Annotated in this window: 18 protein-coding genes; 11 read left to right on the top strand and 7 right to left on the bottom strand. The window is 64.9% G+C overall.

Going from position 1 to position 20912, the window contains the following annotated elements; genetic code table 11:
* Window position 1 precedes the first annotated feature (1 nt).
* The 5 genes from RM530_RS10935 to RM530_RS10915 are packed head-to-tail and all read left to right on the top strand — an operon-like array spanning window position 2 to window position 6421.
* Entirely contained in the window at window positions 2-2077 is a 2076-nt protein-coding gene (locus tag RM530_RS10935; RefSeq protein WP_311365264.1) for a type IV pilus secretin PilQ, read from the top strand.
* A gap of 57 nt (window positions 2078-2134) precedes the next feature.
* Window positions 2135-3628 carry a hypothetical protein gene (locus tag RM530_RS10930; RefSeq protein ID WP_311365263.1) on the top strand — a complete coding sequence of 498 codons (1494 nt, stop codon included), beginning with the start codon at window positions 2135-2137 and terminating at the stop codon, window positions 3626-3628.
* A gap of 8 nt (window positions 3629-3636) precedes the next feature.
* Entirely contained in the window at window positions 3637-4167 is a 531-nt protein-coding gene (locus RM530_RS10925) for a shikimate kinase (protein WP_311365262.1), read from the top strand.
* Window positions 4164-5270 (top strand): 3-dehydroquinate synthase, encoded by a 1107-nt coding sequence (gene aroB / locus RM530_RS10920; RefSeq protein WP_311365261.1) that lies wholly within the window; start codon window positions 4164-4166, stop codon window positions 5268-5270. The genes RM530_RS10925 and aroB overlap by 4 nt, the downstream gene beginning before the upstream one ends.
* Window positions 5267-6421: a deoxyguanosinetriphosphate triphosphohydrolase gene (locus tag RM530_RS10915; protein WP_311365260.1), complete on the top strand. Its 1155-nt coding sequence runs from the start codon at window positions 5267-5269 to the stop codon at window positions 6419-6421. Before aroB ends, RM530_RS10915 begins: the two co-directional genes overlap by 4 nt.
* Before the next feature lie 77 nt (window positions 6422-6498).
* Here the strand turns inward: RM530_RS10915 and RM530_RS10910 are convergent, their stop codons facing one another.
* The 3 genes from RM530_RS10910 to RM530_RS10900 all read right to left on the bottom strand — a co-directional run bounded on the left by RM530_RS10910 (window position 6499) and on the right by RM530_RS10900 (window position 7961).
* Window positions 6499-7191: an MgtC/SapB family protein gene (locus tag RM530_RS10910; protein WP_311365259.1), complete on the bottom strand. Its 693-nt coding sequence runs from the start codon at window positions 7189-7191 to the stop codon at window positions 6499-6501.
* Between the two features lie 79 nt (window positions 7192-7270).
* Window positions 7271-7696 (bottom strand): PIN domain-containing protein, encoded by a 426-nt coding sequence (locus tag RM530_RS10905; RefSeq protein ID WP_311365258.1) that lies wholly within the window; start codon window positions 7694-7696, stop codon window positions 7271-7273.
* 4 nt (window positions 7697-7700) lie between these two features.
* Complete coding sequence (locus RM530_RS10900; RefSeq protein ID WP_311365257.1) at window positions 7701-7961, bottom strand: type II toxin-antitoxin system Phd/YefM family antitoxin; 261 nt, start codon at window positions 7959-7961, stop codon at window positions 7701-7703.
* Window positions 7962-8226: 265 nt separating this feature from the next.
* On the opposite strand from RM530_RS10900, the gene gltB reads away from it, so the two are divergent.
* The 3 genes from gltB (at window position 8227) to RM530_RS10885 (ending at window position 14882) form a co-directional block, all read left to right on the top strand.
* Window positions 8227-12693, top strand: coding sequence for a glutamate synthase large subunit (gene gltB / locus RM530_RS10895; protein ID WP_311365256.1), 4467 nt, complete (start codon window positions 8227-8229; stop codon window positions 12691-12693).
* 35 nt (window positions 12694-12728) lie between these two features.
* A complete protein-coding gene (locus RM530_RS10890; protein WP_311365255.1) occupies window positions 12729-14147 on the top strand; it encodes an FAD-dependent oxidoreductase in 1419 nt (472 codons plus the stop codon).
* Between the two features lie 117 nt (window positions 14148-14264).
* The gene (locus tag RM530_RS10885) at window positions 14265-14882 is read left to right on the top strand and encodes a phosphatase PAP2 family protein (protein WP_311365254.1); all 618 of its coding nucleotides are present in this window, start codon (window positions 14265-14267) and stop codon (window positions 14880-14882) included.
* Here RM530_RS10885 and RM530_RS10880 read toward each other — a convergent pair.
* The gene (locus RM530_RS10880; protein ID WP_311365253.1) at window positions 14873-15499 is read right to left on the bottom strand and encodes a phosphatase PAP2 family protein; all 627 of its coding nucleotides are present in this window, start codon (window positions 15497-15499) and stop codon (window positions 14873-14875) included. The genes RM530_RS10885 and RM530_RS10880 overlap by 10 nt on opposite strands.
* 74 nt (window positions 15500-15573) lie before the next feature.
* Here RM530_RS10880 and RM530_RS10875 point away from each other — a divergent pair, with 74 nt between their 5' ends.
* A complete protein-coding gene (locus RM530_RS10875; protein ID WP_349256224.1) occupies window positions 15574-16971 on the top strand; it encodes an ethanolamine ammonia-lyase subunit EutB in 1398 nt (465 codons plus the stop codon).
* Window positions 16968-17741 (top strand): ethanolamine ammonia-lyase subunit EutC, encoded by a 774-nt coding sequence (eutC, locus tag RM530_RS10870; protein ID WP_311365251.1) that lies wholly within the window; start codon window positions 16968-16970, stop codon window positions 17739-17741. Before RM530_RS10875 ends, eutC begins: the two co-directional genes overlap by 4 nt.
* A gap of 410 nt (window positions 17742-18151) precedes the next feature.
* Here eutC and RM530_RS10865 read toward each other — a convergent pair whose 3' ends face one another.
* Window positions 18152-18688, bottom strand: coding sequence for a hypothetical protein (locus RM530_RS10865; RefSeq protein ID WP_311365250.1), 537 nt, complete (start codon window positions 18686-18688; stop codon window positions 18152-18154).
* A gap of 86 nt (window positions 18689-18774) precedes the next feature.
* Here RM530_RS10865 and RM530_RS10860 point away from each other — a divergent pair, with 86 nt between their 5' ends.
* Window positions 18775-19050 (top strand): acylphosphatase, encoded by a 276-nt coding sequence (locus tag RM530_RS10860; RefSeq protein WP_311365249.1) that lies wholly within the window; start codon window positions 18775-18777, stop codon window positions 19048-19050.
* A 42-nt stretch (window positions 19051-19092) separates the two neighbouring features.
* On the opposite strand, the gene RM530_RS10855 is transcribed toward RM530_RS10860, so the two are convergent.
* Window positions 19093-19767, bottom strand: coding sequence for an SDR family NAD(P)-dependent oxidoreductase (locus RM530_RS10855; RefSeq protein WP_311365248.1), 675 nt, complete (start codon window positions 19765-19767; stop codon window positions 19093-19095).
* Between the two features lie 81 nt (window positions 19768-19848).
* The gene (locus RM530_RS10850; protein WP_311365247.1) at window positions 19849-20835 is read right to left on the bottom strand and encodes an acyl-ACP desaturase; all 987 of its coding nucleotides are present in this window, start codon (window positions 20833-20835) and stop codon (window positions 19849-19851) included.
* Window positions 20836-20912 lie beyond the last annotated feature (77 nt).

The following is a 20912-nucleotide window of genomic DNA, read 5'->3' as shown; positions in this document are numbered from 1 at the left end:
CATGAAAAATCGCACCCCATCATTTGCATTCGTGGCTCTGGCGCTGCTGTGGAGTCTCGCGCTTCCGGCTTCGGCGGCGACGTCCCGCGCTTTGCAGTCGATCGACTTCTCGCTGGCCGACGGCGAGCGCGTACTGCTGACGCTGACGCTCAGTGAGCCGGCACCGGAACCGCACATCTTTACCGTGGAGACGCCGGCGCGCCTGTCGCTGGACCTGCCGGATACGCGGCTGGCTGTGGTGGAACGACTCAAGCGCATCAATATCGGCGCCGTGCGCAATGTCGCGGCGGCCGAGTCCAAGGGCCGCACCCGCGTCGTTGTGGAAATGACCACGATGCTGCCGCATCGCGTGCGTACCGACGGCAACAAGATCTATCTCGAACTGCTCGGCGCCGGCCACAGCAGCGGCGCCACGATCGAGGCGCCGCGCCGCGGCGCGCAGCTGCAGGGCGTCGATTTCCGGCGCGGCGAGAAGGGCGAAGGGCGTGTGATCGTGAGACTGTCCGACCCGCAGACGCCGGTCGACGTTCGCGAGGAAGGCGGCCGCGTGATCGCCCGTTTCAAGAACGCCTCGGTGTCCGACCCGCTGCTGAAGCGGCTCGATGTGCTCGATTTCGCCACGCCGGTGAAATACATCGACACTGTGCGCAGCGGAATCAATACCGAGGTCGTGGTGACGCCGACCGCGGGCGACTTCGAGCAGGCAGCCTATCAGTCCGGCAACGTGTTCACGCTGGAGCTGCAGCCGCTGACGGCCAGCCAGGTCGAGGAGCGTCGCCAGACCGAACCGCAATATACCGGCGAGCGGATTTCACTGTCGTTCCAGAACGTGGACGTGCGCTCCTTGCTGCAGATCATCGCCGACGTGGCCGGCACCAACATGGTGGTCTCGGACTCGGTGCAGGGCGAGATCGCAATGCGTCTGCAGAATGTGCCCTGGGATCAGGCTCTGGACATCATCCTGCGTACCAAGGGCCTGGGCATGCGCCAGGAAGGCAATGTGATGCTGGTGGCGCCACTGACCGAACTCGCCGAGCGTGAAAAGGCGGAGCTGGAAGCGGCTCAGCAAAAGGTCGACCTCGCGCCGCTGCGCTCCGAGCTGATTCAGGTCAACTACGCCAAGGCGGCCGAGATGGCGGCCCTGCTGGCCGGGGAAACGTCGATTCTGTCCGAACGCGGCCGCGTTTCGGTCGACGAGCGTACCAATTCCATGCTGGTGCTGGAAACGCGCGAAAAGCTGGCCGAGATTCGCTCGCTGGTCGCGCGGCTCGACATTCCAGTGCGCCAGGTGCTGATCGAGTCGCGCATCGTCGTCGCCAGCGATGACTTCGCGCGCGATCTCGGCACCCGCTTCGGCGTGTCCACCATCGGCAGCATCGGCGACGCCCAGGTGGGAACCTCGGGCAATGTCGAAGGCGCGCGTTCGACCATCGGCATCGGCGAGGACACCGGCACCAACATCCCGACGCTGGACGACTCCCTGAGCGTGAGTCTGCCGGCCGCCGTGTCGTCGCCGGGACGTTTCGGGCTGGCGATCCTTGGTTCCGACTATCTGGTCGATCTCGAACTGTCGGCGCTGCAGGCCGAGGGTCGCGGCGAGGTCATTTCGAACCCGCGCGTGATTACCGCCAACGCCAAGCAGGCACTGGTCGAGCAGGGCCGCGAGATTCCGTATCAGGAATCGACGTCCAGCGGCGCCACCTCGGTCAGCTTCAAGAAGGCCGTGTTGAGCCTGACCGTGACCCCGCAGATCACGCCGGATGCGCGCGTCATCATGGATATCTCGGTGACCAACGATACCCAGGGCGAAGACGTGAACACCGGCACCGGCGGCAGCGCACCGGCAATCGACACCCAGCGCCTGACCACGCAGGTGCTGGTCAACAACGGCGCTACCGTGGTGCTCGGCGGCGTGTTCCAGCAGGACAACAGCAGTTCCAGCACCAAGGTGCCGTTCCTCGGAGACATTCCGCTGCTCGGCGCCCTGTTCCGCAGCAACTCATCCTCGTCCATCAAGCGCGAACTGCTGATTTTCGTGACACCGAAAATCCTGCAGGAAGGACTGCGTGTCGAATAAGGAATCGTCGATTCGGGGACTTTCGCTATACTCAAATCAATCATTCCCGGAATTTTCATGTCCCTCATGTCCTTCCTGCGTGCTGCCTTGTGCAGCACGGTCTGCCTTGCAGCCCTCGCTTGCAGTACCGACGACGAGGGCAGCGGCGGACTGCTGGACGCCGACGACCCCAGCGGCTCGGGTTCAAGTCTGGTTCTGACGGTCGAAGGCCCTGACGGCGCGTCGTCCGGGCAGGTCACGGTCGAGGCCGGCGACATCGCCGAAGGCTTCGTCGCCACGCTCAAGACCGGCTCCGGCAAGGTGGTGAAGGATCGTTTCATCGCGCTCACGCCGGATCAGGGCTTCGTCAATGCGCCGCCCAGCAATGCCAATACCGGTGGCGACAACACCGATTCCTCGGGCGAGGTCGAGTTCGACTATCAGGCGCCCGATACCGTTACCGCCGCCAGGACCATCGATCTCGTCGCTTCGGTCGAACTGACGAGCAGCGAAGGCGGCGGCACGCTCGAAGAAGAGTTCCAGATCAAGCTGACCAAGGCCTCCGCGCCGACGCTGGTGATCACCGGCCCGAAAAACGTCGCACCGGGCGTGACCAATGCCGGTTATCGCGTGACCGTGACCAAGGCCAGCGGCGCCCAGGTTCCCCAGGCCTGCGTCACGCTGCGCGCCACCTCGGGAACGATCACGCCGCCCGCGGAAACCACCTGCTCTGAATCCGGCCTGACCGGATACACCACGACCGACGCCGGCATCAAGACGTTCAGCTACCGGCCGCCGTCGCCCACGGGGACGGATTCGGTCGTCAATATCACCGCCGAAACCACCATCGGTGGAACCAGCGGCAGCGCCGTCTATCAGGTCAACATCCTGCCGGACACCTTCCAGTTCACGTCACCGGCCGAGAACGAATCGGTTTTCGTCGGCATCGACAGCAAGGAGCGCCTGCGTTTCCAATGGACGCGGGACTCGTCCACGCAGACGGGTTCGGCCGGTGTGAGCAGTTCCGTGAAATTGTCCACCGACAGCAATCGCGCCTTGTTCGTCGTCAACAACGCGATCACCGGTTCGGCCACGATCACCGCCACCACCAGCGCCAGCAACAGCGGCGACTTCTCGGAACCGGTCTACATCTACAGCAACAATTCCGGTCAGGTCGAAGTGCAGGCTGAGGACGAAGCCACCGGGCAGGAAGCCACCTTGCTCGTCAATTTCGTCGACGGGCCGACCCAGATCAACCTCGATGCCACGCCATTGATCGTCAACACCTCGCCGAACGCAGGCCGCTTCTCGAATCTCGAGGTCACCTTGCTCAATGGCGCCGGGCAGCCCATCGAAGGCGTCGAGGTCGAATTCCTGCTGTTGCAAGCCGCGGGCACCTCGGTCAACGAACGCGTGTTCCCGGAGGTGCAGGTGACCAACGAATCCGGCGAGGCCACGTCACGTTACGAAGCCGGTCCCACGGAGGGCGCTGCCCAGGTTCGCGTACGCGCCGAGAACGGCGCCCTGTCGAACATTCGTGAAATCACCGTGGCCGAGCCCGCGGAAGAATAGCGGGTCTCATGAGTGCGCCACGGCGGATTTCCCTGGTAGGACCGATGGGGGCCGGCAAGACCACCGTCGGTCGCCGTCTCGCCGAATTGCGTCATCAGACGTTTTGCGACAGTGACCAGGAAATCGAGAGGCGCACCGGCGTCGACATTTCCTACATCTTTGAAAAGGAAGGCGAGGCGGGTTTTCGCCAGCGTGAGAAGCAGGCGATCGCGGCGCTGCTCGAACAGCCCGGCATCGTTCTGGCCAGCGGTGGCGGGGCGGTGCTCGATGCCGACACACGCCGTCTGATGGCTTCGCACAGTGTCGTCATCTATCTGCACGCTGGTGTCGAGCAGCAGGTGCAGCGCACTGCGCGTGCTGAAAATCGGCCGCTGTTGCAGAATGTCGACCGCGCGCAGACCCTGGCGCGTCTGTTCGAGGTTCGCGATCCGCTATATCGCGAAATCGCCGACCTGGTCGTCTACACCGATGGTCGTCACGCGCGCGCCCTGGTTCGCGAGATCAGTGACTTCCTGCACAGCCACGAATTCGTTGCATGACTCAGCATCTCAACACCCGGGTACTCAATGTCGACCTCGGAACGCGAAGCTACCCGATCCGCATCGGCGCGCGCCTGTTGGCAGACCCGGCGAGCTATCGTGAACTTCACGGCAGGCCGCTGAAGCTGATCACCGATCACAACGTCGCCGCGCAGTATCTGGCGCCGGTCTGCGCTGCCTTGAAGCTGTCGGATGCGGATGTGCTGAGCCTGCCGCCGGGCGAGGCGACCAAGAGCTGGGCCAAGGTCGAGCAGGTGCTGGACTGGCTGCTGGAACACCGCCTGCCGCGCGACGGGGTGCTGGTTGCACTTGGCGGCGGAGTGATCGGCGATCTGGCCGGCTTCGTGGCCGCGATCTACCAGCGCGGCATCGATTTCACGCAGATTCCGACCACGCTGCTGGCGCAGGTCGATTCGAGCGTCGGCGGCAAGACCGGCATCAATCATGCGCGCGGCAAGAACATGATCGGCGCCTTCCATCAGCCGAGGCTGGTCATCTCCGATCTGGCCACGCTGTCGTCGCTGTCGCGACGAGAGTTGCTGTCCGGCATGGCCGAGGTCATCAAGTACGCAATGCTCGGTGACGCCGACTTCTTCGGCTGGCTTGAACACAATCTCGATCCTTTGCTGGCGCTGGACGGCAATCGTCTGGCCGAAGTGGTCGAACGCTGCTGCGCGATGAAGGCCCAGATCGTCGCCGCCGACGAACGCGAATCCGGCCGACGGGCCCTGCTCAATCTCGGACACACCTTCGCCCACGCCATCGAAACCCACAGCGGCTATGGCCAGTGGCTGCATGGCGAAGCCGTGGCGGTCGGCCTGTGCATGGCCTGCAATCTGTCGGTCCGGCTCGGCTGGCTGGGTGAGGACGAAGCACAGCGCTGCATTGCTCTGGTGCGGCGTGCCGGGCTGCCGACGACACCGCCGGCGGACATGACGGTCGACGATTTCCACGAGCACATGCAACTCGACAAGAAGGTCCAGGGTGGCAAGCTGCGGCTGATACTGATGCGTTCGATCGGCGAGGCCGTGGTCAGTGCCGACTTCACGCCGGAACTGCTCGACGACACCCTGTCCCGTTTCTGTCGCATCGAGGCCAAGTGAGCCAGGTTTTGGCGCCTTATGCGGCGAGCGATGCAAGCTCGCGCGGGCGCCGCCATGTCGAACCCGGGCCGGGTCACCGCAGTCAGTATCAGCGCGATCGTGACCGCATCATCCATTCGTCCGCATTCCGTCGGCTGGAATACAAGACTCAGGTCTTCGTCAATCATGAGGGTGACCTGTTTCGTACTCGGCTCACGCATTCGCTGGAAGTCGCGCAGATCGCGCGCACCGTGGCGCGCACCCTGCGTCTCAACGAAGATCTGTGCGAAGCGATCTGTCTGGCGCATGACCTGGGCCACACCCCGTTCGGGCACGCCGGCCAGGATGCGCTGCACGACTGCATGCGCGAGCATGGCGGTTTCGAGCACAATGCGCAGTCGCTGCGTGTGGTCGATGAGCTTGAAAACAAGTACGCGGATTTCCGCGGCCTCAATCTGAGCTTCGAGACGCGCGAGGGCATCCTCAAGCACTGCTCGAAAACACGCGCGCGCAAGCTCGGCGAGATCGGACAGCGGTTTCTGGACGGGACCGCACCCAGTCTGGAGGCGCAGCTCGCCAATCTTGCCGACGAAATCGCCTACAACAATCATGATGTCGATGACGGCGTGCGCTCCGGTCTGGTCACGCTGGAGCAGTTCGAAGCGGTGCCCCTGGTGGCGCGACACCTGGACGAGGTGCGCCGCCGCCATCCTCGGGCCACGCCGCGGCAGACGCGCCACGAAACCATTCGACGCATCATCAATACACTGGTGAGCGATCTCATCGACACCAGCCTCGCACGCCTCGCCGAAGCTGCGCCGGCCGATATCGAAGCCGTACGGACCAGCGGCGGCCTGCTCATCGCGTTTTCCGACGAAGTGCGCCACGAGGCCAGCGAACTCAAGCGTTTTCTGTATCAGAACCTGTATCGGCATCATCGTGTGCACCGCATGACCAGCAAGGCCAAACGCGTGGTGCGCGAGATGTTCGAAGCCTTCATGGACGATCCGCGACTGATGCCACCGGAATTCCACGATGGCGCACAGGCGCTGGAGCGTTCCGAAGGCCCGGCTGGACGCGCCCGCATCGTCGCCGACTACGTCGCCGGCATGACCGACCGCTACGCGCTGGATGAATACGAGCGCCTGTTCGATCCGCGGCGGCTGGTTTGAGCCCTTTACCCCCAGCTGATCGCGAAGACAGGGTCCGACATCCAAAAAACGGGCTACGGCGGGTCCGTGTCGCGACCCTAGTAACCCGTGCGTGACATGCGGTACCCGCGCAGTTCCGGCAGCCCATTGAGTCGTTCCACCAGGCCCGGCCCGTTGCTGCGACTCAGGGTGTGCACCACCATCCGGTATTCGAAATGCTCGCCGTTGTCGGCCATCCGATAGCCGATGTCGCTGACCTGATAGCCCAGTTCCTTCAACAGTTCACGCAGTCCATGTTCGGGTGGTACGTGCTCACGCGCGAAACGTAGCGTCAGGTGCGCGTAGCTCTGGGTTGGCAGGCGGCTTTCCACCAGATGGAACAGTGACAGTGTGCCTACGGTGATCGCGGCGGCGATGATGCCCGCCCAATACAAGCCGACCCCCAGCAGAATGCCGATTGCCGCCGTCGCCCAGATCGAAGCCGCCGTGGTCAGGCCACGGACATTGATGCCTTCCTTGAAGATCACGCCGGCGCCGAGAAAGCCGATGCCGGTCATGATGCCCTGAGCCATTCGGGCAGGGTCGGTGCGTAGCATGTCCTCGGGAAATTCGCCGAGCCAGCGTAGCTGCTGAGTGGTGACGAGCATCAGCATCGCGGACGATACGGCCACCAATGCGTGCGTGCGAAAGCCGGCAGGTCGTCCACGGAAGCTGCGCTCCAGACCGATCAGGCTACCGACCAGCCATGCGGACAGCAGCGGAAACAGGGTTTCGGTGGACACTTCGGTCATTTGTGGGCCTCTACTTGCTTATTTCCACACTGGCACGATCCTGCCAGATTCTCGGGCCGCCGCCGCGCGTCGAGCCGGGTCAGGGCCGGAACCAGTCCTCGGTCACGAGCTGACCGGTGCCGGCGAAAACCGCGGGCACGCGCGTTACCAGGATCAGTTCGCGCGCGCCGGCGATCGCCGCGAGCTGGCCCTCCATGACGCTCCAGGGCCGCCCCAGGCGTCGTCGCCGCGGTGTTTCGCGGGCCAGCCACAGCGCAGCCTCGCGGTCGAACGGCAGCACCGGGGGGCCGCTGCGCAATAGTTCGGCGACAAATCCGGCCAACTGCGTGCGTCGTTGCCCTTCGGGCAGCGTATCCACGCCCTGCAACAATTTGAACACCACCGGCGCCGCCAAGGCGCTGATCGATTGGCGCTGCGCGAACAAGGTGAACACGCGCCGGTTGCCATTGGGCCGCGTCAGCTCGGCCATCACCGCCATGTCCAGCAGGTAGCGGGTCGCTTCCAAGAGTTCAGTCCTCGCGCCAGCGCGCCACTTCTTCCGGCGTCACACCCTCGAAGCCGGTGGGCAGGCGCTGTCGCCAGGCCTGCGCCCAGGCCGCGAAATCGCTGGCGTTGGCGGCTGCCGCCTGCAGGCGCTGATAGTCGCCGGCGCTCAGCAGAACCGCTACGGTCGTTCCACGCCGTGAAAGCTGCACCGGCGTGCCGCGCTCCGCTTCGCGGATCAGTGCCGTGAAGCGATTTCTGGCGTCGGCGATGCTGATGGTTTTCATCGGCGTGAGGGTCCGGGTGCGAGCAAGATGGCTATCTTAATGGCTATCTTGTTTGTCTGTAAACACATGAATTTATTTTGATTTGTGGGTCGCGGCCCGGCATTTCGGGCCTGCTGTTTGCATCGTGTCAGGCGGCGGCGTAACTTGGCCGGCCCCGTGGCTTATCAGCTTGTTTTCGCGGGGATGATTGCGTGCCGTCGTGCCGTATTGAATTGGGAGCCAGCCACGCGGAGCGATCCGCGAGAGGCATCTACCGGAGCCACCAATGTTTGAGCGCCAGCCTTTCGGTCTTTATCAGCCGGAATTCGAGAGGGACAGCTGCGGTTTCGGTCTGATCGCACACATGGACGATCAGGCCAGCCACAAGCTGGTGCAGTCGGCGATCACCGCCCTGCAGCGTATGACTCATCGCGGCGCGGTGGCGGCCGACGGCAAGACCGGTGATGGTTGCGGGCTGCTGATGAAGAAGCCCGATCCGTTTCTGCGCCGTGAGGCGGCCAAGCTCGGCATCGAGTTGCCGCAGGATTACTGCGCCGGCAATGTCTTCTTTTCGCGCGACGAGTCCCGGCGCGAACATGCACGGACTGTTTTCAATGAGGCGCTGGAGTTTCACGACCTCAGCGTGGCTGGCTATCGCGAAGTGCCCACCGAGGAATCGGCGCTCGGCGAAGAGGCCTTGAAAACCCAGCCGATGATCGAACAGGTCTTCATCACCGCGCCCGAGGGGACGCACAAGTTCGCGTTCGAGCTCAAGCTGTTCAAGGCGCGTCGCCGCGCCGAGAAAATTCTGGCTGCCGAAGGCGACACCGAGTTCTATGTGACCACGCTGTCGTGCCGCGTGATCGTCTACAAGGGCCTGGTGATGCCGGAGTTTCTGGCGGAGTTCTACCCGGATCTTGCGGATCCGGCGCTTGAAACCTCGATGTGCGTGTTCCATCAGCGTTTCTCGACCAACACGCTGCCGCAGTGGCCGCTGTGCCATCCGTTTCGCTATCTCGCGCACAACGGCGAGATCAACACGATTTCCGGCAACCGCAAGTGGGCGATGGCGCGCGCCAAGAAGTTCGAGTGCGCGGAGATTCCGGACATTGAGGAAATCGCGCCGCTGGTGAACATGCGCGGCTCGGATTCGCAAAGCCTGGACAACATGCTGGAGGTGCTGCTGGCCGGTGGCATGGACGTCTTCGCTGCGCTGCGCACGATGATTCCGCCGGCCTGGCAGAACGTCGAAGATCTTGATCCCGACGTGCGCGCTTTCTACGAATACAACTCCGTGAACATGGAGCCCTGGGACGGTCCGGCCGGCGTAGTGCTGACCGATGGCCGCTACGCGGCCTGCTGCCTGGATCGCAACGGCTTGCGTCCGGCGCGTTACGTGATCACCGCGGATCGGCACATCACCCTGGCTTCCGAGATCGGCGTCAACGATTACAAGGCCTCCGAGGTCGTGGAGAAGGGCCGCCTGCGTCCCGGCGAGATTCTGGCGGTGGACACCGAAACCGGCTCGTTGCTGCGCCCGGAAGACATCGACAAGATGCTGGCCATGCGCAAGCCGTACAAGCAGTGGCTCAAGGCCAACATGCGGCGCCTGCAGGCCCACCTGTCCGAAGACCCGAATGCGCTGGACATCATGCCGCCGGACTCGGTGGCGACCTACCACAAGATGTTCCAGCTCAGCTTCGAGGAACGCGATCAGGTGCTGCGCCCGCTGGCCGAGGCCGGCACCGAGGCGATCGGCTCGATGGGCGACGACACGCCGTTCGCGGTGCTGTCCGAGAAGGTGCGTTCGGTCTACGACTATTTCCGGCAGATGTTCGCCCAGGTCACCAATCCACCGATCGATCCGCTGCGCGAACAGATCGTAATGTCGCTGGAATGCCAGTTGGGCGCTGAACGCGGCATGTTCGAAGATTCTCCTGCACGTTGCGCGCGCTTGCTGATGGATTCACCGGTGCTGTCGGAAGCCAAGTTCCGCGCGCTCAACGCAATCGGCGAGAGCGATCCGGCCTATGCGCAGCAGGTCATCGACCTCAACTATGACCCGGCGCTCGGACTCAAGGCGGCACTGGAGGCAGTGTGCGAGGAGACCGTGGCGGCGGTACGGAGCGGCAAGGTGGTGATCGTGCTGTCGGACCGTGCGATCGAGCGCGGACGTCTGCCGATTCATGCACTGATGGCGGTCGGAGCCGTCAACAACCGGCTGGTGAAGGAAGGCCTGCGCTGCGACTGCAACATCGTCGTCGAGACCGCGACCGCACGCGATCCACACCACTTTGCCTGCCTGATCGGCTACGGCGCTTCGGTGATCTACCCGTATCTGGCCTACGCCTCGCTCTACGAAATGGCGCGCGCCGGTCAGGTCAAGAACAAGCCGGCCGAGCAGATGGCGCAGAGCTATCGCAAGGGCATCAACAAGGGTCTGTACAAGATCATCTCGAAGATGGGGATTTCGACGATCTCCAGCTATCGTGGCGCGCAGTTGTTCGAAATCGTCGGCCTGCACGAGGACATCGTGGGCCTGTGCTTCGAAGGCACTGTCTCGCGGATTCAGGGTTCACGCTTCGACGACCTGCAGTCCGAGCAGGACAGCCTCGCCGAACTGGCCTGGAGTTCGCGCAAGCCGATCGAACAGGGCGGCTTGCACAAGTACGTGCACGGCGGCGAATACCACGCCTACAACCCGGATGTGATCGGCACCCTGCAGCGTGCGGTCAAGAGCGGGCGCTATGAGGACTATCAGGTCTATGCGGCGGCCGTGAACGAGCGTCCGGTCGCGACGATTCGCGATCTGTTCCGCATCAAGACCGATCATCCGATTCCGATCGAGGAAGTCGAGCCGGTGGAGGCGATCCTCATGCGCTTCGATTCGGCCGGCATGTCACTGGGTGCGCTGTCGCCGGAGGCGCACGAAGCGCTGGCGATGGCGATGAACCGCCTCGGCGGCCGCAGCAACTCCGGGGAAGGCGGCGAAGACCCGGCGCGCTACGGTACCGACAAGATGTCCAAGATCAAGCAGGTGGCGAGTGGGCGCTTCGGCGTCACCCCGGCCTATCTGGTCAATGCCGAGGTGCTGCAGATCAAGGTCGCGCAGGGCGCCAAGCCGGGCGAAGGCGGACAGTTGCCGGGCGACAAGGTCAACGAGATGATCGCCACGCTGCGCTATTCCAAGCCCGGTGTCGCACTGATCTCGCCACCGCCACACCACGACATCTATTCGATCGAGGATCTGGCGCAGCTGATCTTCGATCTCAAGCAGGTCAATCCCAAGGCGCTGGTCTCGGTCAAGCTGGTATCCGGCCCGGGCGTCGGCACGATCGCGGCCGGCGTGGCCAAGGCCTATGCCGATCTGATCACGATCTCCGGCTATGACGGCGGCACCGGTGCCAGCCCGCTGACCTCGGTCAAGTACGCCGGTACGCCGTGGGAACTGGGCCTGTCCGAAACCCACCAGACGCTGCGCATGAACAATCTGCGCGACAAGGTGCGGGTGCAGACCGACGGCGGCCTCAAGACCGGTCTGGACGTGGTCAAGGCCGCGATCCTCGGCGCCGAGAGCTTCGGTTTCGGCACCGCGCCGATGGTGGCGCTGGGCTGCAAGTACCTTCGCATCTGCCATCTCAACAACTGCGCCACCGGCGTCGCTACGCAGAACAGCGTGCTGCGCCTCAACCATTTCATCGGCCTGCCGGAAATGGTCGCCAACTACTTCCGCTTCATCGCCCAGGAAACGCGCGAGCGCCTGGCGCAGCTCGGCGTGCGTTCGATCGCGGAACTGATCGGCCGCACCGATCTGCTGAAGATCGTCGAGGCGAAGTCCGGCAAGGCGCGCGGTCTGGATCTGTCGCCGATTCTGGAGTCGGCCGGCATGACGCTGGACAGCGCGCACTACTGCATGTTCAACAACGAGCCCTTCGACAAGGGCGAGCTGGCCGAGGCGATGACGCAGGACACGCTGCCGGCGATCGAGCACAAGACCGGCGGCATGTTCCACTACACCGTGCAGAACCGGCACCGTTCGATCGGCGCGCGCCTGTCGGGTGAGATCGCGCGGCGCCACGGCAACCTCGGCATGAGCGACAAGCCGATCACGCTCAAGCTCAAGGGCACGGCCGGGCAGAGCCTCGGCGTGTGGAACGCCGGCGGCCTGCACATCGAACTCGACGGCGATGCCAACGACTTCGTCGGCAAGGGCATGACCGGTGGCCGCATCATGATCCGTCCGCCCAAGGATTCGCGTTACGACACGCGGGACGCGGTGATCATCGGCAATACCTGCCTGTACGGCGCCACCGGCGGCACCCTGTATGCGGCGGGCCTGGCCGGCGAACGCTTCGCAGTGCGCAACTCCGGCGCGCACGCCGTGGTCGAAGGTGTAGGCGATCACGGCTGCGAATACATGACCGGCGGCGTGGTCGTGGTGCTGGGTCGTACCGGCGTCAACTTCGGTGCCGGCATGACCGGCGGCTTCGCCTATGTGCTCGACGAGAAGCGCAACTTCGTCGATCGCTACAACCACGAGCTGATCGACATTCATCGCGTGGTGTCGGAGTCGATGGACGCGCACGAGCATTACCTGCGCGCGATGATCGCCGACTACGCCACGGTGACCGGGTCGCGTTGGGCGCAGCAGATTCTCAGCGACTGGGCCGATTTCGTCGGCCGCTTCTGGCTGGTCAAGCCACGGGCGGCGGAAATCGGGACGCTCATCGATTCAGTGCGGGCGGCCGCCTGAGCCGCCTCCGTCACCCGACCTGGAGCCATACAGCCATGGGCGCCAAAAACGCAAACCAGTTTCTCGACACGCCGCGGCAGGATCCGAAGAAGCTGCCGGTGGAAGTGCGGATTCACGACTTCCGCGAAATCTACGGGCAGTTTCAGCCGGAGCAGGCCAAGGCCCAGTCCGGGCGCTGCCTGGCCTGCGGCAATCCGTATTGCGAATGGAAGTGCCCGGTGCACAACTACATTCCGAACTGGCTCAAGCTGATCGAGGAAGGCAATCTGTTCGAGGCGGCGGAACTGTCGCACCAGACCAATTCCCTGCCCGAGGTCTGCGGCCGCGTCTGCCCGCAGGACCGCCTGTGCGAAGGCGACTGCACGCTCAACGACGGCTTCGGTGCCGTCACCATCGGCAGCATCGAGAAGTACATTTCGGACGAAGCCTTCAAGCAGGGCTGGCGTCCCGACATGTCCAAGGTCAAGTGGACCCGGAAGCGCGTTGCCGTGATCGGCGCCGGTCCGGCCGGTCTGGGTTGCGCGGACGTGCTGATCCGCAACGGCGTGCGCCCGGTGGTGTTCGACAAGTACCCGGAGATCGGCGGCCTGCTGACCTTCGGCATTCCGCCGTTCAAGCTCGAAAAGGATGTGATCCGCACGCGTCGTCAGATCCTCGAAGGCATGGGCGTGGAGTTCCGTCTCAACACCGAGATCGGCAAGGACATCAGCTTCGAATCGCTGCTCGAAGAGTACGACGCCGTGTTCCTCGGCATGGGCACCTACACCTACATGCGCGGCGGTTTTCCGGGAGAAGACCTGCCGGGCGTGTTCGAGGCGCTGCCGTTCCTGATCGCCAACGCCAACCGCCTGCTGAACTACGAAGACGTGGCCGGCATGGGTTACGACGTCAAGGGCCAGAACGTGGTGGTGCTCGGTGGCGGCGACACCGCGATGGACTGCAATCGCACCTCGATCCGCCAGGGCGCCGAAAGCGTGATCTGCGCCTACCGTCGCGACGAGGCCAACATGCCCGGTTCACGTCGCGAAGTCGCCAACGCCAAGGAAGAAGGCGTGGAGTTCCAATGGAACCGGCAGCCGATCGAGATCGTCGGCAAGGACCGGGTCGAAGGCGTCAAGCTCGCGACCACGCGCCTGGGTCCGCCGGACACGCGGGGTCGTCGCCGTCCCGAAACCGTGCCGGGCTCCGAGGAGATCATTCCGGCGGACCGGGTCATCATCGCCTTCGGTTTCCGACCGAGCCCGGCCGAATGGTTTGGTGGTCACCAGATCGATCTGCACGAGGACGGCCGCGTTCGCGTCAACGGCGCGGCCCTGTCCAAGCACCTGTTCCAGACCAGGAACCCCAAGATCTTCGCGGGCGGCGACATGGTGCGCGGCTCCGATCTGGTGGTCACGGCCGTTTACGAGGGGCGCCAGGCCGCCGAAGGCATCCTCGACTATCTGGAAGTCTGAGGGGCCCGGCATCAGCGTCTGCGCTGCGCTTTCAGGGCAGGCGCGGGCGGTGTTCATCCAGGATCGGGGGCCCTTGCCGATAATGACGGTACCCGATCCGATCAGTGAGCGCCGCACATGTCCGAAACCGCCACACGCCTCTTGATTGCCGCCTGTCTGCCCTTGGTGGTGTCATGGATGGTCTGGCTGTGGGCGGGACATTTGCGTCGTCGCGGTCGCTTCAGCGGTGCGCCAGGTTACGGGCATGCGTTTTCCGAGCGTCTGCAGTCGCTGCGTTTCGATGCCACGGCGATGGACGTTTCGGCGTTGGGTTCATCGACGCTGGTGTGGTTTTTCACGCCGCTGTTCGCGGCACTGTTCTGGCTGGCCGGTGACATTCGCGCGGCCTCGTGCTTGCTGATTGGCTCCGTGGTTGGCGCGGGACTAGGGGACCGCCTCAAGCGTCTGACCAATCGCACACGGCCGGAGCTGAGCAAGTACGCCTATTTTGGCTCCTCGTTTCCGAGCAGCCACACCCTGATGGCGACGGGCCTGTACGGCACTGCGGCGCTGTTGTTCGTTCGCGTGCAGGTCTGGCCGTCGGTGGAGTGGTTGCTGGTGGCGGCGGCGGCCCTGATCATCGGCGCCGTGGGGGTGTCACGCGTGGTGTTGCGTGTGCACTACCTGTCGGACGTGGTAGCCGGGCTGATCGTGGGCCTGTCGATCGTTGCTGCCGTGGGCCTGCTCTATGGCTGAACGCTGGGACATAGCGGTGTGCGCTGATTGATCCAGTGCGCCAGGTTCTGGAACAGACTTTCCAGGTTGAAGCCGCGTTCCTGCGAGACCAGAAACAGCATCAGCATGGCCAGGCCCACACCCAGCAACGGCGGGAAGCGTCGCCGCGAGTCCGTGGTGTCGAGTACGCCGTAGACGAGCAGACTGGCGCCGCCGATCAGCAGGCCCAGCATGACCTCGGGACCGCTATGCGCGTGGATCGCCACGCGTGACCAGCTGATTGCCAGTGCCCAGGCCAGTGCCAGGCCCAGCAGCAGCAGGCGTTGCCAGCGCCGCCGGTCCGGACCCGCAGCCAGGCTCAATGCCGCGCCGCCGTAGACCAGGGTGCTGAAGCTGGAGTGCCCGCTGGGGCTGAGCATCTGCCAGCTGCTCACCGGGCAGGCCGCGAAATAGGTCTTGAGCACCGCGGTCATGCCGGTGCAGAGCAGCACCGCGCCGCACCACAGCAGGCTGGCGCGGCGGCCGCTGGACCACTGCAGCCAGGCGGCGATCAACGCGGACAGCAGGAGCAGCACCGCGGCGTTGCCGAAGTTGGTAATCGCGCCGGCGATCTGGACAGTCGAAAGATTCATGTTCATCAGATTGTGCCTCCTGCAAAAGGTTTGCCGTGGCCCGGATGCGGCGTGTGCAGGGAAGCTGGCAGACTGCGGACATGGCGCAATACCATGCAAGCTTCGGCCACAGCGGATATCACTTCGCCTCGCTGGCGGCGGTGATGGCCTGCGCCTCGCCGCGCCGTTCCGGCGACGAACTGGCCGGCATCGCTGCGGATAGCGAGGCGCAACGTGTGGCGGCGCGGCGCGTTCTGGCCGATCTGCCCTTGAGCACGTTCCTGCATGAAGCCCTGATCGCCTACGAGGACGACGAAGTCACGCGACTGATCATCGACCGTCATGATGCGGCTGCGTTCGCGCCGGTGGCGTCGATGACGGTCGGCGAATTCCGTGACTGGCTGTTGTCCTATGCTGCGGACAGCGCGAGCTTGACAGCGCTGGCGCCGGGCCTGACGCCCGAGATGGTGGCAGCGGCGTCCAAGCTGATGCGCAATCAGGATCTGATCGCGGTCGGCGCGAAGTGTCGCGTCATCACCGGCATGCGCACCACGCTCGGTCTGCCGGGCCGTCTCGGTTCGAGACTGCAGCCCAATCATCCGACCGACGATCCGATGGGCATCGCCGCCTCCACGCTCGACGGCCTGCTGTTCGGCATGGGCGACGCGGTGATCGGGATCAATCCGGCGTCCGACGATCCGACGGAATGTATCCGCCTGCTGGAGATGCTGGACGCGCTGCGGCAACGCTTCGAGATCCCGATGCAGTCCTGCGTGCTCGCGCACCTCAGCACCTCGATACAGGCGATCGAGCGCGGCGCGCCGCTGGACCTGGCGTTTCAGTCGATCGCCGGCAGCGAAAAGGCCAATCGCGGATTCGGTGTCGACCTCGCGCTGTTGCGCGAAGGCCTGGACGCGGCACGCTCTCTGGCGCGCGGCACGGTCGGCGACAATGTCATGTACTTCGAAACCGGCCAGGGCAGCGCGCTGTCGGCCGACGCGCACCACGGTGTCGACCAGCAGACCCTGGAGGTGCGGGCCTATGCCGTGGCGCGCGAGTTCCGCCCGCTGCTGGTCAACACCGTGGTCGGCTTCATCGGGCCGGAATATCTCTATGACGCCAAGCAGATCATTCGCGCCGGCCTGGAGGATCACTGCTGCGGCAAGCTGCTGGGCCTGCCGATGGGCGTGGACGTCTGCTACACCAATCACGCCGAGGCCGACCAGGACGACATGGATACGCTGGCCGTGCTGCTGGGCGCGGCCGGCGTCAACTTCCTGATCGCCGTGCCGGGCGCTGACGACATCATGCTCGGCTACCAAAGCCTGTCGTTCCACGATGTGCTGGGCCTGCGTCATCTGCTGAAGCTGCGGCCGGCACCGGAATTCGAAGCCTGGCTGGCGCGCATGGGCATGCTGGATGCGCAGGGGCGGCTGGCACCGCCGCCAGCGTCCGCCATGGCGGTCCGCGCGCTGCTGGCGCCGGAGCCCGGGCGATGAGCGAACCGGTCCCCGATCCGTACGCACGGTTGCGCGCCGCGACCCGGGCGCGCATCGGTCTCGGCCGTGCCGGTGATGCCTTGCCGACTTCGGCGCTGTTGGATTTTCAGGCCGCGCACAGTGCTGCGCGTGACGCCGTCCACGGCGTGGTGGACTTCGATGCCCTGGAGCGCGAACTTGCGCCCAGGGCCAGCCTCAGGCTGCGTTCGCAGGCGGACGATCGCACGACGTATCTGCGCCGGCCGGATCGGGGCCGGCGCGTGCTGCCCGGCGATCTGGCGCGGCTGGAGACGCATCGCGGCGACTGGGATCTGCTGATCGTGGTGGCCGATGGCCTGTCGGCCGCGGCCGTGCAGACGCATGCGGTGCCGCTGATCGAGGCGCTGACATCGCGCCTGGGCGGTCTGCGCCTGGCGCCTGTGGTCTTCGCCGAACAGGCGCGCGTCGCAATCGGTGACGAGCTTGGCGAGACTCTGGGTGCCGAGCTCGTCGCCGTACTGATCGGCGAGCGTCCCGGCCTGTCGGTGGCGGACAGTCTCGGTGTCTATCTCAGCTGGCGCCCGCGTATCGGCTGCCCGGACTCGCTGCGCAACTGCGTTTCCAATATTCACGGTCACGGACTGTCGTACGCGCAGGCCGCGGACACGCTGGTATGGCTGATTCACGAGGCACGTCGGCGTCGTCTCACTGGCGTGACGCTCAAGCTCGATCGTCAAACGGAGCGATCGCTCGAAAACGGTCGTCGCGAAGCTGCCGACCCCGAGTCCTGATTTGCCCAGCGCGTCCGCCCCAGTCGTGTACCCGTACGGGTATCGGCCCTTTGCAAGCGACCAGGCGACCCGTGTTCCACACGCCTGAAACTCGAACCGCTGCGCCTGGCCGAGAATCCGGCGGTCCGCCTCCCGCAGCGGCGGGCGCGACGGTAAGCCGGCCAGCGCCCGTGCAATTCGGAAAGCCCAGCGGTCCGGCATGCAGATGAGCGTCTTGCGGAGCAGTTTGATCAGCATCGCGAATTCTCGACGTCGCGGAATTCCGCGAGCTACCGCGCGAGTGCTGGAGCCCCCTGGTCGTGGGGTCGGTGCATGACTATGCGCGGCGCTGGCTGTGGCCAGGTCTCGGTCGACATCACGCATCACGTGGACGTCTTTGCGTCGGCGGCCTGGAATGCGGTTCGCAGACTCTAATCACCGCGCTTGGGTTCGACAACGTTCACGATCGTACCGCCGAGCTGAAATCGCGAACCCAGCAGGCGGCGCAGCAGCGGCGGCAACTGCTTCGCGTCCAGATTGATGACGGCCATTTGCGCGTGACTGTCGCCGGAATCATGACTCCAGGCATGCAGCGGCACGCCGTCGTCCGGCAATTGCAGGCCGAGTCGTTCGATCCCGCCCGGCACCAGCGCGCGGCTGCCGCCGTCCAGCGGCGCGGTGGAGGAGCGCACCTGAATCCAGGTGCTGAAGGTCTTGTCGGCCAGGGGTGCCAATACTTTCTGCACCGGGGCCGAGGACAGGCCGTGGTTCACCCAGCGCCGGGCTGGCGCCAGTGCGCGCTCGTCGGAACGTGGCGGCGGCAGCGCGGTCAGGGCCGAGAAGTCTGCCGACACATGCATGCGCAAGCGGGTTTCCTCGCCGTTGGCGCCCGGCACCTGCTCCATTTCCAGGTGAATCTGCATGAAGCTGCGGCCATCGGGGCCGGGCACGCGCCCGCTGAGTTTCATGGACTCGCCGCGCGTGAGGCGAGGATCGGTCGAAGTTTCGCGGAATCGGTCTAAGATCGACATCGGACCTCAATCAACGAAGGAAGATGGCTTCATCTTATCGCTTCATCGTGACCGGCCGGGTACAGGGCGTGTTTTTTCGCCAGTCGACGCAGCAGACGGCGCAGCGTCTCGGCCTGCAGGGCTGGGTCCGCAATGACCTGGACGGCTCGGTCGAAGGCCTCGTCGCCGGTGAAGCCGAGGCGCTGGAGGCGTTTCGTATCTGGCTGGCGGAGGGTCCGCCGCGAGCGCGCGTGGACTCGGTGCAATGGCAGCCTGGCATTCAAGCAGTGGACTCGGCAGGCTTCGAGGTTCGGTCCTAGCAGCCAGTCGCCTGCTGGCCCAGGATTCGGGCGACGATCCGGTCAGGCGGGCAGGTGCCGCCGCCAGTTCTGCCAGCGATGGCCGCGCTCAGCGGTGATGAGGAAGCGGTTGCGCATGACCGCATGAAAGACCTCGGCGGCGAGCCGGTCCGCGAAAGCGGGGCCGCAGGCGACGCTGAGGCCGATGGCGCGTCCCCGCAGGCACGCACGCAGGGTCAGGGACCACTCGATGATGGCGGCACGGGTCGCGCTGTCGGCCGCAGTTTCGAGTTTGCTGCCGCTGCTGATGTGGCCGGCGACATTGACGATATGCCCGCCGCCGACGCGATCCAGCGCCGCCAGCGCCACCTGGGTGCTGCGCGCGCAGCCAAGCAGATTGGTATCGAGCTGGTGGCGCCATTCGTCGATGCTCAGCTCGGGGACGGCCTTGCTGCGGGAGACGCCGGCGTTGTTGATCCATACATCCGAACCGCCCCAATGGCGCTGCGCCGATTCCGCCACCGCGGCCAGGGCGCGCTCGTCGCGCACGTCGCAGACACAGGCCACGGCGGAGCCGCCGGCGCTGACGATGCGGTCCGCAGTGTCCTGGGCATCGGCCGGATCCAGGTCGCTGACCAGCACGCGCCAGCCGGCGCGCGCGAAGTGCAGCGCGCAGGCGCGGCCGAGACCATTGCCGCCGCCGATGACGACCAGACGCTGCTGGGGGAATGTACGCAAAACGCCTCCGGAACCGGGATGTCCGAGGCGGCTTGGCCTCGCCGCCCCTGGAGTGGGGTGCGGCGGCGCGGGTCTGCCTCGCTATTCGAGTTCCAGAATGCGCGAATAGATGAAGTCGAAACTGAAAGTCCGACGACCGGCCTTGGCTTCCAGATAATCGCCCATTCTCGCCAGGCGTTTGGGCACTTTCATCAGCTTTTCCTGTGCGCTGCGTCCGTCCGCGTTGAGATCCTGGAGTTCGGCCACGCGCCAGTAGTCGAGCAGTTCTTCGCAGATTTTCTGGTAGTGCCGCGGCCCGTACAGGCCGGCGCGACGGACCACATCGGACATGTGGTCATAGCCCGGCATGCTGTGCCCAGGCATTGCCAGCGCCGGCATCACCTTGAGCAGTGACTGCAGGCCACGGTTCGGGTCGCGGTCCAGGATTTCGGCGAAGCAGGCACGGTAGAAAGCGTAATGGCGTGATTCGTCGCCGGAGATATGCGCCAGCACACGCTGGATCTGCGGCTCGTAATCGGCGCACTGGCGGCCGGTGTTGGCATGCGCGACCTGGGTCGCCTTTTCCTGCAGGGAGGTGTAGGCCAGCAGACGGTAGGGGTCCTGCTCCCACATCGGGTTGAACCCGGATTCGATGTAGTCGTATTGCATGCGTTCGAGCGCGCGCATGTCGAAGATGCGGGCGTCACGCACGTAATCGCGCAGCGCACAGCCGTGGCGGTCTTCTTCGGCCGTCCACATATTGTTCCAGGTGGACCAGGGCGACTCGTTGCCGAGATGCGTCGCGATCAGGCGGTGGAAGTGCGGCAGGCCTTCTTCGGTCAACAGGTTGAGCGCGATGCCGACGCGGATCGCGTCCGGCAGGCCGCGCGCGTCTTCGCGCACCCGCGCCAGACTCTGTTCGCCGACACGCCGGTCGGTTTCGCCCTCGGTCAGCAGATCCGACGGGAACCACAGGTTGCGCCGCGCCAGATGCAGGCTGATCTGCTCGCGGACGAACGGTTCCATCGCGACCAGAACTTCGGTCTGGTCGGGGGTGCCGAAGGGGGCGCTGGGGGCGGTGCCGGCCATGTCAGGAGTTCTCCAAGGGCAGTGCGTGTATCCAAAACCGGGGAATTCGATCCGCCGAGCCTTTTGAGTGTATACGC

Origin of the sequence: Banduia mediterranea, from assembly GCF_031846245.1 — a bacterium.
In the GTDB taxonomy this organism is placed as follows: domain Bacteria; phylum Pseudomonadota; class Gammaproteobacteria; order Nevskiales; family Nevskiaceae; genus Banduia; species Banduia mediterranea.
Note: the sequence above shows the minus strand (reverse complement) of the source record. Positions and strands in the feature narration are given on the sequence as shown.